At 65.6% G+C, this 15,484-nt stretch carries 11 protein-coding genes; 7 read left to right on the top strand and 4 right to left on the bottom strand.

The genetic code is table 11. The annotated features are described in order from the left end of the window. The first annotated feature begins 88 nt into the window (after nucleotides 1-88). From LCM4577_RS07910 to LCM4577_RS07900, 3 genes are read left to right on the top strand one after another with little or no spacing between them, the layout of a single operon-like run. The gene (locus LCM4577_RS07910) at nucleotides 89-1,261 is read left to right on the top strand and encodes a glycosyltransferase family 4 protein (RefSeq protein ID WP_041008796.1); all 1,173 of its coding nucleotides are present in this window, start codon (nucleotides 89-91) and stop codon (nucleotides 1,259-1,261) included. Then, the gene (locus LCM4577_RS07905) at nucleotides 1,258-2,052 is read left to right on the top strand and encodes a WecB/TagA/CpsF family glycosyltransferase (RefSeq protein WP_040988136.1); all 795 of its coding nucleotides are present in this window, start codon (nucleotides 1,258-1,260) and stop codon (nucleotides 2,050-2,052) included. The genes LCM4577_RS07910 and LCM4577_RS07905 overlap by 4 nt, the downstream gene beginning before the upstream one ends. Further along, nucleotides 2,049-2,975 (top strand): DUF6492 family protein, encoded by a 927-nt coding sequence (locus LCM4577_RS07900; protein WP_071070567.1) that lies wholly within the window; start codon nucleotides 2,049-2,051, stop codon nucleotides 2,973-2,975. Before LCM4577_RS07905 ends, LCM4577_RS07900 begins: the two co-directional genes overlap by 4 nt. Before the next feature lie 3 nt (nucleotides 2,976-2,978). Here LCM4577_RS07900 and LCM4577_RS07895 read toward each other — a convergent pair whose 3' ends face one another. Next, nucleotides 2,979-4,274 carry a lipopolysaccharide biosynthesis protein gene (locus LCM4577_RS07895; RefSeq protein ID WP_071070564.1) on the bottom strand — a complete coding sequence of 432 codons (1,296 nt, stop codon included), beginning with the start codon at nucleotides 4,272-4,274 and terminating at the stop codon, nucleotides 2,979-2,981. A gap of 199 nt (nucleotides 4,275-4,473) precedes the next feature. Here LCM4577_RS07895 and LCM4577_RS07890 point away from each other — a divergent pair, with 199 nt between their 5' ends. The 4 genes from LCM4577_RS07890 (at nucleotide 4,474) to LCM4577_RS07875 (ending at nucleotide 10,832) form a co-directional block, all read left to right on the top strand. Further along, nucleotides 4,474-6,951, top strand: a complete 2,478-nt coding sequence (locus tag LCM4577_RS07890; protein ID WP_071070562.1) for a GumC family protein — start codon at nucleotides 4,474-4,476, stop codon at nucleotides 6,949-6,951. Nucleotides 6,952-7,162: 211 nt separating this feature from the next. After that, nucleotides 7,163-8,062 carry a bifunctional methylenetetrahydrofolate dehydrogenase/methenyltetrahydrofolate cyclohydrolase FolD gene (gene folD / locus LCM4577_RS07885; RefSeq protein ID WP_041008802.1) on the top strand — a complete coding sequence of 300 codons (900 nt, stop codon included), beginning with the start codon at nucleotides 7,163-7,165 and terminating at the stop codon, nucleotides 8,060-8,062. Nucleotides 8,063-8,076: 14 nt separating this feature from the next. Then, on the top strand, nucleotides 8,077-9,075 hold the full coding sequence (locus LCM4577_RS07880; protein WP_040988147.1) for a GlxA family transcriptional regulator: 999 nt from the start codon (nucleotides 8,077-8,079) through the stop codon (nucleotides 9,073-9,075). 95 nt (nucleotides 9,076-9,170) lie between these two features. Next, nucleotides 9,171-10,832 carry a VWA domain-containing protein gene (locus LCM4577_RS07875; protein ID WP_071070561.1) on the top strand — a complete coding sequence of 554 codons (1,662 nt, stop codon included), beginning with the start codon at nucleotides 9,171-9,173 and terminating at the stop codon, nucleotides 10,830-10,832. Nucleotides 10,833-11,323: 491 nt separating this feature from the next. On the opposite strand, the gene edd is transcribed toward LCM4577_RS07875, so the two are convergent. The 3 genes from edd to zwf form a co-directional block, all read right to left on the bottom strand. Next, nucleotides 11,324-13,147 carry a phosphogluconate dehydratase gene (gene edd / locus LCM4577_RS07870; protein WP_071070559.1) on the bottom strand — a complete coding sequence of 608 codons (1,824 nt, stop codon included), beginning with the start codon at nucleotides 13,145-13,147 and terminating at the stop codon, nucleotides 11,324-11,326. A 62-nt stretch (nucleotides 13,148-13,209) separates the two neighbouring features. Beyond that, on the bottom strand, nucleotides 13,210-13,926 hold the full coding sequence (gene pgl / locus LCM4577_RS07865) for a 6-phosphogluconolactonase (protein ID WP_071070557.1): 717 nt from the start codon (nucleotides 13,924-13,926) through the stop codon (nucleotides 13,210-13,212). Further along, nucleotides 13,908-15,377, bottom strand: a complete 1,470-nt coding sequence (zwf, locus tag LCM4577_RS07860; protein WP_040988159.1) for a glucose-6-phosphate dehydrogenase — start codon at nucleotides 15,375-15,377, stop codon at nucleotides 13,908-13,910. The genes pgl and zwf overlap by 19 nt, the downstream gene beginning before the upstream one ends. Between the last annotated feature and the right edge of the window lie 107 nt (nucleotides 15,378-15,484).

Genomic DNA, 15,484 nt, shown 5'->3' with positions numbered 1-15,484 from the left:
GGAAAAGGCGGGTCTTCGGCCTTTGACAGTGCCATTTAATCAAGGCTTCACCGCGTTTTGCTACCGGCTGCAGCCAAGGATAGGTGAGATGCATCTGCTGTTCGCCACATCGATCGTGCCCGATGGCGCTCTCGCCTCGGGCTACGAGATTGCCAATGCCGCGATCATCGACGCGCTGCGACGCGCCGGCGTGCGCGTGACGGTCATCGGCTTCATCTGGCCGGGCAAAGCCCCGTCCGATCCCCAGAACACCATCGTGCTCGACGCCGTCGAGGTTCGCACCGAAAGCGCTTCGGCTTTGCGGAAACTTGCCTGGCTGGGCAAGGCGGTTCTCTCCGGTCTTACCTTCTCCTCCGTAAAGCTGCGTGTCGTTTCCGACGCCGAGGTTCGCGCCGCCATCGAACGCGCCGGTCCCTTCGACGGCTATGTCCTGAATTCGGTGCAGTTCGCTGGCGCCTTCGAGAAGGTTCTAGTCGACCGTCCATTCGTCTTCGTGGCGCACAATGTCGAGCACCGCTCGGCCGAGGAGAATGCGGCCGCGGCCGGCAGCGCGTTGCAGCGCTGGCTGTTCCGCCGCGAGGCCAGGCTCCTCAAGGTCATGGAGGAGCGCCTCTGCGGCGCCGCGCGCTTTGTCTTCACGCTGGCCGAGGAAGACCGCGCGGCACTTGGCGTCGCCTCCGACAGGCGCTCGGCGGTGCTGCCGCTGGTGACCCGGGCGCAAGCGCCGACAAGCAAGGCCAAGCGCCATGTCGAGTGCGACGCCGCGCTGATCGGCACCTGGACCTGGCAGCCGAACCGCATCGGGCTCGACTGGTTCCTGACCAAGGTGGTGCCGCATCTGAAGCCGGATTTCCGCGTCAGGATCGCCGGCAACATGCCTGCAGGGGTCAGTTCGCCGCATCCCGGCGTTTCTTTCGTCGGCAGGGTTCCGGATGCGCAGGCCTTCGTGCGCGCCGCCGCCGTCATTCCCCTGATCAGCACCGCCGGCAGCGGCGTGCAGCTGAAGACCATCGAGACCTTCGAGCTCGGCCTGCCGTCCGTCGCCACCAGCCGCTCGCTGCGCGGCATCGGCTATCGCCCCGACAATTGCGTGGTGACCGACGATCCGATCGCTTTCGCCGCCGCCCTCCAGGCGGCCGCCGCCAATGTCCGCGATGTCGATGGCAGCGCCTTCCATCGCCGCCAGCTCAAGGCGCTCGAGGCCGCGATCGGGCTCGGCCTGGAGAAGCTTGGCGCCGTCAGGCAGGAGGTCGCCGCATGAACATGCACGCCGCGCGCGCCGCCTTCGGCTTCGACACGCTCAAGACCATTCTGGGCATTCCGGTGCTTGCCATACGCTGGGACGAGGCCATCGCCTTGCTCACCAGGCTGATCGACGAGCGCCGCTTCACCAAGGTGAGCTTTCTCAACGCCCACAACGCCAACCTTGCCTGCACCGATCCGGTCTTTGCCGAGGCGCTGGAAAATTTCCTGATCCTTCCCGATGGCGTCGGCGTCGATATGGCGGCAAAGCTGCTTTACGGCGCGCCTTTCCCCAGCAATCTCAACGGCACCGATTTCATCCCGGCCTTCCTGCAGGCCTCGTCGCATCCGCTGACGGTGGCGCTGCTCGGCACGACGCGCGCCAATGCCGAAGCCGCCTGCGCGAAGCTTTCGACGCTCGCCATGCAGCACAAATTCGTCGTGGTCCATGACGGCTTCTTCTCCGCTGCCGAGGAGCCGGCGATCCTCGAGCGCATCGCCAGGCTGCGGCCGGACGTGCTGCTCGTCGCCATGGGCGTGCCGCGCCAGGAATTGTGGATCGAGCGCCACATCGACAGCCGCCATTGCACGCTGCCGGTCGCCGTCGGCGCGCTGCTCGATTTCATGAGCGGCTCGGTGCCGCGCGCGCCGTTATGGCTGCGCCGGTTGCGTCTCGAATGGCTGTTCCGCCTGTGGATCGAGCCCGGCCGGCTGTGGCGCCGCTACATCGTCGGCAATCCGCTCTTCCTGTGGCGCGTCGTCAGGCAGAAGCTGTCGCTCGGGCCGCGGCCGCTGGAGGCGCGCCGGTGAACAGCCGCTTCGTGCCAGGCACCTCCACCGCGATCGAAGCGCTGCCGCGCATGCCTTTGGCCGCGATCGTCACGGCGAGCTACGCGCCGGACTTCGAGCGCTGCCGGCTTTTGTGCGAAACCGTCGACCGCCACGTCACCGGCATGGCGCATCACTACATCCTGACCGAACATCGCGACGTCGCGCTGTTTCGCCAGCTCGAAGGCAGCCGTCGCAGCGTCGTGGACGAACGGGACCTGTTGCCGCGCTGGCTGCGCGTCATTGACGATCCGCTGAGCGGCTTCCGCCGCCGCGTCTGGCTGAGCCTGAAGACGCAGCCGCTGCGCGGCTGGCATGTGCAGCAGCTGCGCCGGATCGCCATTGCCGGGCAGGTGAAGGAAGACGTGCTGGTCTTTTGCGATTCCGACGTCGCCTTCCTGAAGCCGTTCGACGCGAACGCCTTCTGGCGCGAGGGCAAGGTGCGGCTGTTCCGGCGCGACGGYGTGCTGTCGAACGATGGCCATGCCGAGCATCGCATCTGGTCGCGCAATGCCGGTGCCGCGCTCGGCATCGATCCCGCCAATCGATCGAGCCACGACTACATCTCGACGCTGATTGCCTGGCGTCGGGAGACGGTCAACGCGATGTGTGGGCGCATCGAGAAGGTGCACGGCCGCGACTGGGTCGGCGTCGTCGGCTCGGCGCGCCAGTTCTCCGAATGCATGATCTATGGCCGCTACGTCGACGACGTGCTTCAAGGCGCCGGCCATTTCCACGGTTCGGAGGAGTTCTGCCGCGTCCACTGGACCGGCGAGCCGCTCTCGGATGACGAGTTCCGCCGCTTCGTCGACACCATGGCGCCGGAACAGGTGGCGATCGGCATGCAGTCCTTCATCGGCACCGATATCGGCCGCATCCGCCGCCTGATCGGGCTTTCCGCGTAGGGCTTAAATTGCCTTGGCCGGTCGGCGCATGGYCGAATAGGTCAAAAGCATCGAGGCGAGATAGAGCAGCAGGAAGACGATGTTGAGCGACAGGACGAGATTGGCCGTGTCGGGGATCGTCGTCAGCACATAGGTCAAGAGCACCGCCTTCAATCCGGCGAGCAGGCCGAGATTGATTGCCCGCACCGCCGTCTGGCCGCGCGCGAAGAGCAGCTCGGCCTGGTATTCGACGAGGTTGCGCAGGCCAGGCACGCAGACCGCCAGCGCGACCAGCGGCGCTGCCTCGGCGACATTCTTGCCGAGCGCATTCGGGAAGAAGTGCAGCACGATGCCGAGCGAAACCAGCGCCAGCGTCGAGACCAGGAATACGCCGCCCTCTATGCCGCTCTTCACCGCCAGCCGCGACAGAAGCTCCGGCGCCCGCATCATGCGCTGCACCAGCATCATCGAGAAGGTGCGGATCGGGATCGCGGTGAGGTCGACCAGCCGCATGATGATGGCATAGATGCCGGCGAGATGCGGCCCGCCGATCGACAGCACCAGAAGCTTGTCGAACTCCATCTGCAGGTAGAACAGCACTTCGGAGCCTGCGACATAGATGGAATCGGCGAGCCGCCGGAAATAGAGTTCGCTGCGCAGCCGCAGCCGCTGGCGCGGATAGAAGAAGACGAAGGCGACGATGAGCGAGGCGGCGTTGGCGCCGATGTAGAACAGCGACCAGACGCCGATCGTGTGCCGCGCGGCAAGCATGAAAAGGATCGCGCCGACTGCTCTCAGCGCCGTCGTCAGGATGGCGAGGATGGCTGCCCGCCCGAACTTGCCGAGCCCGTTGTTGACGATCAGCACCACTTCGACCGGCCGCCACAGAAGCGCCTCGGCGAAGACGACAGCGGCAAAGGCCGATAGCGGCACGGTGCCGGCGAAGAAGATCAGATAGACGACGTAGGACGCGGCGGCGAGGAACGGCAGCGAGAACAGGCCGAGAAGCAGGAAACCGGCGGTGAAGGTGCCGATCAGGTTGGGGCGGATCGTGGCGGTGCGGTAGAGCGCCGAGATGAAGCCGAAGGCGAGGATGCGCGACAGCATGATGCCTGCGGCCGAGGCGGTCGCGAACATGCCGAACTCGGCGATCGAAAGCGTGTTGGCCAAGGCGATGAAATAGGCGAGTGAAAATACCAGCCGGCCGCCGGCGCCGCTGATCGCCGAGAAATAGTCGAATACCAGTTTCCGGCGGTTGGCCACGAAGTGGCCGATCCGCGCGAGGCTCCGCCTTTGCGGCATGTCGCTGGCCTGGGTCATGTCGGGGCGATAGATAGGCTGGAAAGTTTAACGCGGCGTTCTGGCGCCTGTCCTGGCGGCGCCGAAATGCCGCGAACAAGGCGAGAAACCGTGCGGGCCTGGGTGCAAAATTAACCGTTTGTTTCCTATGCCCGTTTAGCGTGGCTTAACGATTGGCCGACCCGCCGCGCCCAAGCCGCCAGAGAGTAGTTCCAGGACAATGGTCGACAGGGATAACCGTGATGACTGGAGGCGCGAGCGTTCTCTGCTGGCGCTCGGCCAAGCCATGCGTGGCGACGACAACACGGTTTCGATCGGCGAGCGGGCCAATTCCTCCTGGCGCGAGGACGCCGCCGCGCGCCATCGCGCCGCGCGTTCCGAACGCGAAGGGAAGTTGAGCCCGCGGCCCGCCGATACCGGCGGATTTGACGGCGATCAGGCACAACCGGAATCCGAGCCGGTCGCACCCGAACATGACCGGCGCGGAAGGAATCGGTCTGCGTCGCCCGAGCCGTTCTATGAAGCCCCGGCGGAGAGCCAGCAGCCGCATGCGTCCCCCGAACCTCATACGAGCCGGCCATCCGCCGGCGACGATTCCCAGGAATGGAAGCCGCTGATCGACCCGATGCAGGTCGTGCACGGCATCACGCGATCCAGGGCGCTGATCCTGTCGACGACCATCCTGGGCGCCGCGCTCGGCGTCGCCATCGCCTTGTCGACGCCGAAGAAATATGAAGCCACCACCGACGTCATCGTCGACCCGCGCGACCTCAAGCTGACCGACCGCGACCTGACGCAGAACGTGGTCGCCTCGGATGCGACGCTGGCCATTGTCGAGAACCAGGTCCGCATCCTGACTTCGGGCACCGTCCTCAACAAGGTCGTCACCGATCTCAACCTCACCAACGATCCTGAGTTCAACGGCCAGGGCAAGGGCGGCTTCGGCCTGATGTCGACGCTCCGCTCGATCCTGTCGCGGCAGGATGCGGGCGCTGCGGACGAAGCGCGCAAGCGCGCGCTGGCGGTCGGCAACCTGTATGAAAGCCTCGATGTCGAGCGCGGCGGCAAGACTTTCGTGGTCTCGGTCAGCGCCACCACGCAGAACGCCGAGAAATCCGCCCTGATCGCCAACACCATGGTCAAGGCGTTCAAGCAGATCTCCAGCGAGATCCAGTCGAGCACGGCGGGCCGCGCCAATGACGAGCTCACCGCCAGGCTCGACGAATTGCGCAAGGGCGTCGAGACGGCCGAACGCGCCGTCGAGGATTTCAGGGCGACGCACGACCTCGTCGATGCGCAGGGCCACCTGATCAGTGACGACCAGATGCTGAAGCTCAACGAGCAGCTTTCCGTCGCCCGCGCCCGCACGCTCGAGCTCAACGCCCGCGCCGCCTCGGCACGCTCGCTGAACGTCAATTCGGTCCTCAGCGGCACGTTGCCCGAGGAGATCAACTCGAACATGATGAGCGAGCTGCGCTCGCAATATGCGGCGCTGAAGCAGGAAGCCGACCGCGCCGAGGTCAAGCTCGGGCCGCGCCATCCGGAGATCGAGGCGCTCAACGCCCAGCTCGCCGGCGCGCGTGAGCGCATTGGCGCCGAGCTGCAGCGCATCGCATCCTCGCTGCAGGTCGACCTGAAGCGCTCCGTCCAGCTCGAGCAGGACCTGTCCTCGCGCTTGGCGCAGGCCAAGGTGCAGAGCGGCGACGTCAACAACAATCTGGTCTCGCTGCGCGAGCTGGAGCGCGAGGCCGCCGCCAAGCGTTCCGTCTACGAGCAGTTCCTGCTGCGCGCCAAGGAAACCGGCGAGCAGAAGGACATCAACACCGCCAATATCAGCGTCATTTCGGAGGCCTATGCGCCGCTGCAGGCCAAGGGACCGTCGCGTGCGGTGATGGCCCTGGCGGGCCTGTTTGCCGGCCTGTTCGCCGGCATCGGGCTTGGCGGGCTGCGCGGCGTCTATGCGAGCCTGCGCGAGACGGCCGATAGCCGCTCGCGGCGCAGAGTGGGTGAGCGTGCTCCCACGGTGGAGAACACTTCGAACCGTGCAGCTCCGCCGGCGCCGCCGCCGCTCGTAACACCGCCTCCGGCCCCGCCTGTCGCTCCGCCGCCTCCGGCTTTCACGCCGCCGCCATCTCCGGCTCCGGCTTTCACGCCGCCCTCAGCCGCGTCATTCACGCCATCGCCGGCTGCGTCCTACACGACGCCGCCTGCCTCGCCTGCGGCCCCTCCGCCGGTCGCGTCGGCTCCGGCGCAATCCGTCACGCCGCCGGAACCGGCCAATGATGCCGGCCGCCCCGGGCTCTTCGGCTCGCTGGCCTCGGCGCTTCGCTATTTCGTGCGGCGGGAGCCGGCCGAAACGGTGGATTTGGACACTGTTCCGCCCGAAAGCGCCTGGCGCGCGCCTACTCTGGAAGAGCGCTACCCGAAGGCTCAGACATCGGCGCGGGAGAACTTCCGGCCGCCATACGAGCAGGGCTATTCCTATTCCTATCGGCCGGATCATGCGCGGACCGATCCCTACGAGGACCATTATCCGGCTTCGCCGGCATCCTATCATCCGCAACCGCCGGTCCCGGACGACGCTCGCCAGTCGCCCGCCGATCAGGGTGAGATCGACGACATCCGCGCCAGCCTGCGTGAATTCCGCGAGGCGGTGCGCGAGCTGACCGAAAGCCGCTCGCGCCGCCGCTATTTCTAAACCGCCCGTATTTCTTAACCGCCTGACCTTCGATAAAAGCAGTCGGTTTCGGGTTTACGGCATCCGACGACGCTTTGACGGGATTGCCTTGTCGAATTTTCGTGAAAATGCCGCGCGGCATTTCGGCCGATTGCGCCCTGCGCCGGCGGATCGGGATGCGGATTGAGGCATGGGGCATGCATCGATGCGGCCTCGAAACGGAGAGTTCGTGATGACCGAAGTGATTGACGGAAAGCGTGTCGCCGAGGATGTGGTTTCGAAGGTCAAGGCGCTGACGTCGGAGCTGTCGGCCAAGGGAGCCACCAAGCCCGGCCTTGCGGTGGTGATCGTCGGCGAAGACCCGGCAAGCCAGGTCTATGTCGCCTCGAAATCGCGCACCGCCAAGGAATGCGGCTTCCATTCGCTCCAGCATACGCTGCCGGCCGACACCACCGAGGAGCAATTGCTGAAGATCATCGGCGACTTGAATGCCGACAAGTCGATCCACGGCATCCTCGTGCAATTGCCGCTCCCCGGCCATATCGACGCCGGCAAGGTGATCCAGACGATCGCGCCGGAGAAGGATGTCGACGGCTTCCATTTCATCAATGTCGGCAAGCTCGGCACCGGCGAGCTCGAAACGGCCTTCGTGCCCTGCACGCCGGCGGGCTCCATGCTTTTGATCGAGCGCGTGCGCGGCAAGGACCTTTCCGGCCTCAACGCCGTCGTCGTCGGCCGCTCCAACATCGTCGGCAAGCCGATGGCCAATCTGCTGCTCGCCGCCAACTGCACGGTCACCATCGCGCATAGCCGCACCAAAGACCTGCCGGCGCTGGCTCGTACCGCCGACATCCTGGTCGCCGCCGTCGGCCGGCCGGAGATGGTCAAGGGCGACTGGGTCAAGCCGGGCGCCACCGTGATCGACGTCGGGATCAACCGCATCCCCGCGCCCGAGAAGGGCGAGGGCAAGAGCCGCCTTGTCGGCGACGTCGCCTATGCCGAGGCGGCCAAGGTCGCCGGCGCCATCACGCCGGTGCCCGGCGGCGTCGGGCCGATGACCATTGCCATGCTGATGGCGAACACTGTAGCTTCCGCCTACCTCGCGGCCGGGCTGAAGCGGCCGTCCTTCTGATCGAAAGCAGATCCTTGCCGAACCTCACTGCTCCTATCGAACGGCCGATCACGAACGATCCCGTTCAGGGCGGCCGTCAGTTCGGCTTCCTGCTCGTCGACAAGTTCTCGATGTTCTCGCTGGCGGCGGCCATCGACTGCTTCCGCTCGGCCAACCGCCTGCTCGGCCGCGATTTCTATGGCTGGACGACGATTTCGGCCGATGGCGACGCGGTCATGGCCTCGAACGGCCTGCCGCTGAAGATCGACTACTCGGTCGCCGACATGCCGCCGGTCGACATCCTGTTCGTCTCGGTCGGGCTCACCACCGAATTCCCGGGCAAGAGCAAGGTGCTGGCGGCGCTGCGCAGTTGGGGCCGGCGCGGCAATGCGCTGGGCGCCCTGTCGGTCGGCTCTTATCTGCTCGCCGAGGCAGGGCAGCTCGACGGCTACCGCTGCACCATCCACTGGGAGAACCGCGCCGGCTTCATGGAGCGTTTCCCCGACATCAACTGCACCGGCAATGTCTTCGAGATCGACCGCAAGCGCTACACCTGCGCCGGCGGCACCACCTCGATCGACCTGATGCTGGAGATCGTGCGCGGCGATTTCGGCTCCAACCTCGCCAATGGCGTCGCCAACCAGTTCCAGCACGAGCGCATCCGCTCGGCCGGCGACCGCCAGCGCGTCGGACCGGAGCGCGACCTCACCGGCAAGTCGGAAAAGCTGAGGCGCATCGTCGAATTGATGGCCGACCATCTCGACGAGCCGCTGTCCGCGGTGCAGCTCGCCAAATCGGCGGGCCTGTCGGTGCGCCAGGTCGAGCGCCTGTTCCTGCGCCATCTGAGCGTGACGCCCGGCCGCTATTACATGCGGCTGAGGCTGGAGCGGGCGCGCGAATTGCTGCGCCAGACCAACATGCCGATCCTCGATGTCGCCATCGCCACCGGCTTCACCTCGCACTCCTATTTCGCGCAGAGCTATCGGCTGCAGTTCGGTCGCCCGCCATCGGAAGAGCGGCGCACCACTTATTAGAGCGCTCCGCCTTTCACCCTCGGCCGGGCTTGTTTCCAGGACCCGCCTCAAATAGCTTTCGCAGCGCGGACGAGGGTTGCTCTCAGGAGATTTTCATGGCGGGACTGATACGGAGCGCCGCTGCGGCGGTCCTCCTTTTGTCGATGACCACGTTTGGCTTTGCCGCCAACAAGGTCATCATCATTCTCGATGCGTCGGGCTCGATGTGGGCGCAGATCGACGGCAAGCCGAAACTGGAGATCGCGCGTGAATCGCTGCGCACGGTGCTGCAGTCGGTTCCGGCCGACGACGAGATCGGCTTCATGGCCTACGGCCATCGCACCAAGGGCAGCTGCGACGACATCGAGCTGATCGTGCCGCCGCAGGCCGGCTCCGCCAGCGCCATTTCGGCGGCGGCCGACAGCATGAAATTCCTGGGCAAGACGCCGCTCACGGCCGCCGTCAAGCAGGCCGCCGAGGCGCTCAAATACACCGAGGACAAGGCAACCGTGGTGCTGATCACCGATGGCCTGGAGACCTGCGGCGGCGATCCCTGCGCGCTCGGCAAGGAGCTGAAGGAAAGCGGCGTCGATTTCACCGCCGATGTCGTCGGCTTCGGCCTGACCGCCGACGAGGGCAAGCAGATCGCCTGCCTCGCCGAAAACACCGGCGGCAAATACATTCAGGCCTCCGACGAGAAGGCGCTGCAGGAAGCTCTGGTCGAGACCGTCGCGGCTCCGGCGCCGGCACCTCAGCCAGCTCCCGAACCGGCACCGGCTCCCGCGCCGAAGGCAGCGGAGGTCGACTACAATCTCATCCCGACGGCGCTGCTGAAGGATGGTGGCGAGGCGCCGAAGTCCGACGTCTATTTTGAAATCTTCAAGGACGACGCCAAGGGGACCGGCGGCGAGCACGTCGATTACGGTTATAACACCGTCAAATTCCACCTTGACGCCGGCAACTACATCGTCGTCGCCACCAGCGGCGCGGCCAAGGCGGAGCAGAAGGTCTGGCTGACGGCCGACAAGGCGACGGAACCGGCGCTCAACCTGAACGCCGCGGAGATATCCATCCATGCCCGACCGGCGCCGGGCGCCGATATCGACCGCGGGGCGCAGATCAGCATCGCCTATCCCGGAGGCACCTCGGACGCCAATTACGGTGAGGTCAAGTTCGTCGTCCCGACCGGCGAGACCAAGGTCACCGTCAGCCTGGGAGCCGGCCAGGCGAGCGAGACGATGCAACTCGTCGCCGGCCAGGTTGTCGACAAGGACATCATCGTCGGCGTCGGCAAGGCCAAGGCCAATGCCTTCTACACCCAAGGCGGGGAGAAGGCCGGCACGGACGTGTCCTGGAAAGTATACAAGGCCGCCAAGAAGCTCGATGGCACCCGAGACCAGGTGACTTATGCCTACGGACCCGACAGCCAGTTCGACCTGCCGCCCGGCGACTATGTGATGGGCGTCGACGTGCAGGCCGTGTCCGCTGARCAGCCTTTCAGCGTGACGGTCGGGCAGATGGCGGATGTCAACGTGACGCTGAATGCCGGTGTCGTGGCGGTCGACGCGCCAGGCGCCGATGGCTTCAAGATCTTCGAGGCCAAGAAGAACATCCAGGGCGAGCGCAAGCAGGTGACCTACGCCTATGGCGAAAAGATGCAAACGACGCTTGCCGCGGGCGACTACGTGCTGGTGACCAACTTCACCACCGACAAGGCCGACAAGGAAACGCCCTTCACCGTCAAGGCCGGCGAGCGCAACGAGCTCACCGTGCAGTAGGCGCGCAGCCTGCCTGCGTTCCAGCTATCGGCATTCCGCCAATGGCTCGCGGAATGCCATCTCGGTTGGCAGATCCCATGCCTTGGCGGTTGGCCGAGACGCCTATCGCGGTCGTCATCCACGGGCGGAGCAAGGAGCGAAGCGACGCGCGCAGACCCGAGGATCCATGCCGTGACCCGGAAGCGCCGCGGCAGTCCACAATTCTGCACCGTTGCACACTTCGGTCCAGGTAACGGCATGGATTCCAGGGTCTGCGCGCGTCGCTTCGCTCCTTGCTCCGCCCTGGAATGACGAGGTTCAGGAGCCTTCGGCTCATCGCCAGCGTTTACGCTGACTAACCCCAAACGGACGTTGATAGCTTGCCCGACAAGCCTGCAATCTTTCAAAATTACTGCGCAGAGGAATTAGCTCCTTCATGAGATCGCTGTAGCCCGCAGCCTTAGAACTTAAGCACCTTCACGCCGCTAAGTTGCTTTTCACATGGATCTAGGTCAGGCGCTTCCGAACGCCGCCGCCCCATGATCGGCACGGCCGACCAGCTGGCGGAAGCCTGCGAACAGCTCGCGGCCGAAGCCGAACTCGTTGCCGATGAGATCGGCGTCGGCCGTGCGGCGCAGCGCGAACTCGGTTCCCTGCACCAGAACTTCGAGCGTGCCGGCATCGGCATCGAGTCGAATGATGTCGCCGTCGTGGATCCTGGCGATGGGTCCATCCTCGACCGCTTCCGGCGTCACATGGATCGCCGCCGGCACCTTGCCGGAGGCGCCCGACATGCGCCCATCGGTCACCAGCGCCACGCGCTGGCCGCGATCCTGCAGGATGCCGAGCACGGTGGTCAGCTTGTGCAGTTCCGGCATGCCGTTGGCCTTCGGGCCCTGGAACCGGATGACGGCGATGAAATCGCCGGTAAGCTGACCGGCCTTGAAGGCGTCGTTCAGCGCCTGCTGGCTGTCGAACACCTTTGCCGGCGCCTCGATGACGCGCCGCTCGGGCTTCACGGCGGAAGTCTTGATGACGGCGTGGCCGAGATTGCCGCCAAGCACTTTCAGGCCGCCTGTTGGCTGGAACGCTTTCTTGACTGGCGCCAGCACCTTCTCGTCACCGCTGTTGAGAGGTGCCGCTTCGCGCACCACGCCGCCGTCGTCGCCAAGCCTCGCCTCGACCGTGTAAGGCCGCAGGCCTTCGCCCCACACAGTCTGCACGTCCTCGTGCAACAGGCCTTCGTCGAGCAGCTCGCGGATCAGGAAGCCGAGCCCGCCTGCGGCGTGGAAATGGTTCACGTCGGCAAGCCCGTTCGGGTAGACGCGCGCGAGCAGCGGCACGGCCTCCGACAGGTCGGAAATGTCCTGCCAGGTCAGCGCGATGCCGGCCGCCGCCGCCATGGCGATCAGGTGGATCGTGTGGTTGGTCGAGCCGCCGGTGGCGTGCAGGCCGACCACGCCGTTGACGATCGAACGCTCGTCGATCATGCGCCCGACCGGCGTATAGGCATTGCCGAGCGCTGTGATCGCCAATGCGCGCTTCGCCGCTTCCCTGGTCAGCGCGTCGCGCAGCGGCGTGCCCGGATTGACGAAGGAGGCGCCGGGCGTATGCAGGCCCATGATCTCCATCAGCATCTGGTTGGAATTGGCGGTGCCGTAGAAGGTGCAGGTGCCTGGCCCGTGATAGGACTTAGACTCCGCCTCCAGAAGCTCGGCGCGGCCGACCTTGCCTTCGGCATAAAGCTGCCGGACCTTGGCCTTCTCGTCATTCGCCAGCCCGGTCGTCATCGGCCCCGCGGGGATGAAGACGGCCGGCAGATGCCCGAAGGTGAGCGCCGCGATCACCAGCCCGGGCACGATCTTGTCGCACACGCCGAGGAAGACGGCCGCGTCGAACATGTTGTGCGACAGGCCGATCGCCGCCGCCATGGCGATCACGTCACGCGAGAACAGCGACAGCTCCATGCCGGGCTGGCCCTGCGTGACGCCGTCGCACATCGCCGGCACGCCGCCCGCCACCTGGGCGATGCCGCCGGCCTCACGCGCGGCTTCCTTGATCAGCGCCGGGAACGTTTCGAAGGGCTGATGTGCCGACAGCATGTCGTTGTAGGAGGTGATGATGCCGAGATTCGGCACGCGGTCGCCGCCAAGCGCGATCTTTTCCGACGGGCTGCACACTGCAAAGCCATGGGCGAGGTTGCCGCAGCCCAAAACCGCGCGGTTGGCGGTGCGGCTGGAAGCCTCCGCGATGCGGCCGAGATAGGCTTCGCGGCCGGCTTTCGAACGGTGGCGGATGCGTTCCGTGATGGCTTCGATATCGCGTCTGGCTGTCATGGTCCGTCCTTTCGAGCCCGGCGACGTCCTCCCTCTGCCACCGGACTTGTCCTCATATGAAATCAGGGTGCCCAGAACACCTCTATCGGTCTCGGCGCCGCCTCGAGCACTCTGCGGATGGGCTTCTTCGCGCCGGGACCCGTCGCGCCGTTGAACGCGGCGCGCTTGTCCTCGCCTTCAATATGGAGCGCGACGAAGCCGGCGTCGATGATACGCGCCATCGACAGAGTGAGCCGCGGCTCGCCGCCGCTCGCCGCATGCACCGGCAGCACGATCCGCTGCGAGACCGGATCGAGCAATTCCTCGAGATTGCCGGCATCCGGGAAGAACGACGCCGTATGGCCGTCGCCGCCCATGCCGAGGATCACCACGTCGAGCGGCCAGGGCAATGATTTGAGCGCTTCGCTGTCCGCCGCGGCCGCGTCCTCGATGCTTGCCGCCTCATGGTAGAGCGGCACGAAGCGCGCCGCCGCGGCCTTGTTCTGCAGCAGGTTCGCCGCCACCAGCCCGGCATTCGAGCGCGGCGAGGAGGGCGGCACGAAGCGCTCGTCGACCAGCGTCACGGTAACCTTGTCCCAGGCGATCGGCGTGGTCGACAGCGCGGCGAACAGCTTCGCCGGCGTGCTGCCGCCGGACACCGCGAGGAGCGCGGTGCCGCGTTTCGCGATGGCGCTGGTCAACCGGTCGGCGATCTCACCGGCAAGCGCCGTCGCTAGGTCCTGGCGGTCGGCAAAGCCGTTCCAGCCGTAGCGGACTTCGCTCAATTGCTCTCGTGCCATGTCCGTCCGTCACGTTCGATAAGAGCGATCGAGGCCGACGGCCCCCAGGTTCCGGCCGTATAGCCCTGCGCCTCCTGCCTGGCGCTTTCCCAGGCATTCTGGATCGGGTCGATCCATTTCCAGGCCGCCTCGACTTCGTCGCGGCGCATGAACAGCGTCTGGTTGCCGCGCACCACATCCATGATCAGCCGCTCATAGGCGTCGGGCGCGCGCCCGTCGAAGGACTGCGCGAAGCTCATGTCGAGCGAAATCTGGCGCAGCCGCATGCCGCCCGGCCCCGGATCCTTGATCATGATGAACTGCTTGACGCCTTCGTCGGGCTGCAGCCGGATCACCAACTGATTGGCGAAGATCGGCCCGGCACTGTCGTCGAAGATCGAAAAGGGGATCGGCTTGAACTCGATGACGATCTCGGAAACCCGGCTCGCCAGCCTTTTGCCGGTCCTGAGGTAGAACGGAACGCCGGCCCAGCGCCAGTTGCCGATCTCGGCCCTTATGGCGACGAAGGTCTCGGTGGTGCTGTCCTTGCCGAGCTCCTCGACATAGCCCTTGACCGGGCCGCCCGCCGAGGCGCCGGCGCGATACTGACCGCGCACGGTGTGCTTGGGCGCTTCGTTGCCGTTGATGCGCTTCAACGCCCTGAGCACCTTCAGCTTCTCGTCTCGCACGGCGTCGGCGTCCATCGACGACGGCGTCTCCATGGCGACGAGGCAAAGCAGCTGCAGCATATGGTTCTGCACCATGTCGCGCAGCGCGCCGGCCTTGTCGTAATAGGTGACGCGGTCTTCGAGGCCGACGGTCTCGGCGACCGTGATCTGCACATGGTCGATATGGGCGGAGTTCCACAGCGGCTGATAGAGCGCGTTGGCAAAGCGCAGCGCCATCAGGTTCTGCACGGTTTCCTTGCCGAGATAATGGTCGATGCGGAAGATCTGGCCTTCATGGAAATCGTCGCCCACCGCGTCGTTCAGCGCGCGCGCCGAGGTCAGGTCGCGGCCGATCGGCTTCTCCAGCACAATGCGCGAGTTCGGCGTGATCAGCTTGTTCTGCTTGAGCTGATGCGAGATATCGCCGAACAGCGCCGGCGCCACCGCGAGATAGAAGGCACGGATGCGGTCGCTGTCGCCGATCGCCTTCTTCAGCTTGTCGAAGCCCGCGCCGCTGGTGGCGTCAGCCGGGACATAGGAAAGCCTGGCCAGGAAGGTTTCCAGTTCCTTCTGGTCGATATCGGCCGGCTTGACGTGGGACGAAATCGCCTGCCTGGCGAAAGCCTGGAACTCGGCGTCGGTCATCTTGGCGCGCGAGGTGCCGATGATGCGCGTCGGTTCGCAGAACTGATGGTCGCGCTGGCGATAATAGAGCGAGGGCAGGAGCTTGCGCTCCGACAGGTCGCCGGTGCCGCCGAAGATGATGAAGTCGAAGGGATCGACAGGGATGATCTGGCTGGTCATGGTCAGTCCGATTTGATGCCGGATACCGGCAGCGTGGTTGGTATATTCTAATCGATTTAAATTTTCCAGTGCCATGGTGTCACAGGCAGGACCAATCGCTTGCTGTT

Origin of the sequence: Mesorhizobium sp. LCM 4577 (genome assembly GCF_001854795.2) — a bacterium.
GTDB lineage: Bacteria > Pseudomonadota > Alphaproteobacteria > Rhizobiales > Rhizobiaceae > Mesorhizobium > Mesorhizobium plurifarium.
The sequence above is the reverse complement of the archived record's forward strand: the minus strand, read 5'-3'. Positions and strand labels throughout refer to the sequence as shown.

Excerpts from the sequence above, each read along its gene's own strand:
- LCM4577_RS07910 (WP_041008796.1), top strand. The coding sequence starts at position 89 with ATGCATCTGCTGTTCGCCACATCGATCGTGCCCGATGGCGCTCTCGCC.
- LCM4577_RS07905 (WP_040988136.1), top strand. The coding sequence starts at position 1,258 with ATGAACATGCACGCCGCGCGCGCCGCCTTCGGCTTCGACACGCTCAAG.
- pgl (WP_071070557.1), bottom strand. The coding sequence starts at position 13,926 with ATGGCACGAGAGCAATTGAGCGAAGTCCGCTACGGCTGGAACGGCTTT.
- zwf (WP_040988159.1), bottom strand. The coding sequence starts at position 15,377 with ATGACCAGCCAGATCATCCCTGTCGATCCCTTCGACTTCATCATCTTC.
- LCM4577_RS07890 (WP_071070562.1), top strand. The coding sequence starts at position 4,474 with ATGGTCGACAGGGATAACCGTGATGACTGGAGGCGCGAGCGTTCTCTG.
- edd (WP_071070559.1), bottom strand. The coding sequence starts at position 13,147 with ATGACAGCCAGACGCGATATCGAAGCCATCACGGAACGCATCCGCCAC.
- folD (WP_041008802.1), top strand. The coding sequence starts at position 7,163 with ATGACCGAAGTGATTGACGGAAAGCGTGTCGCCGAGGATGTGGTTTCG.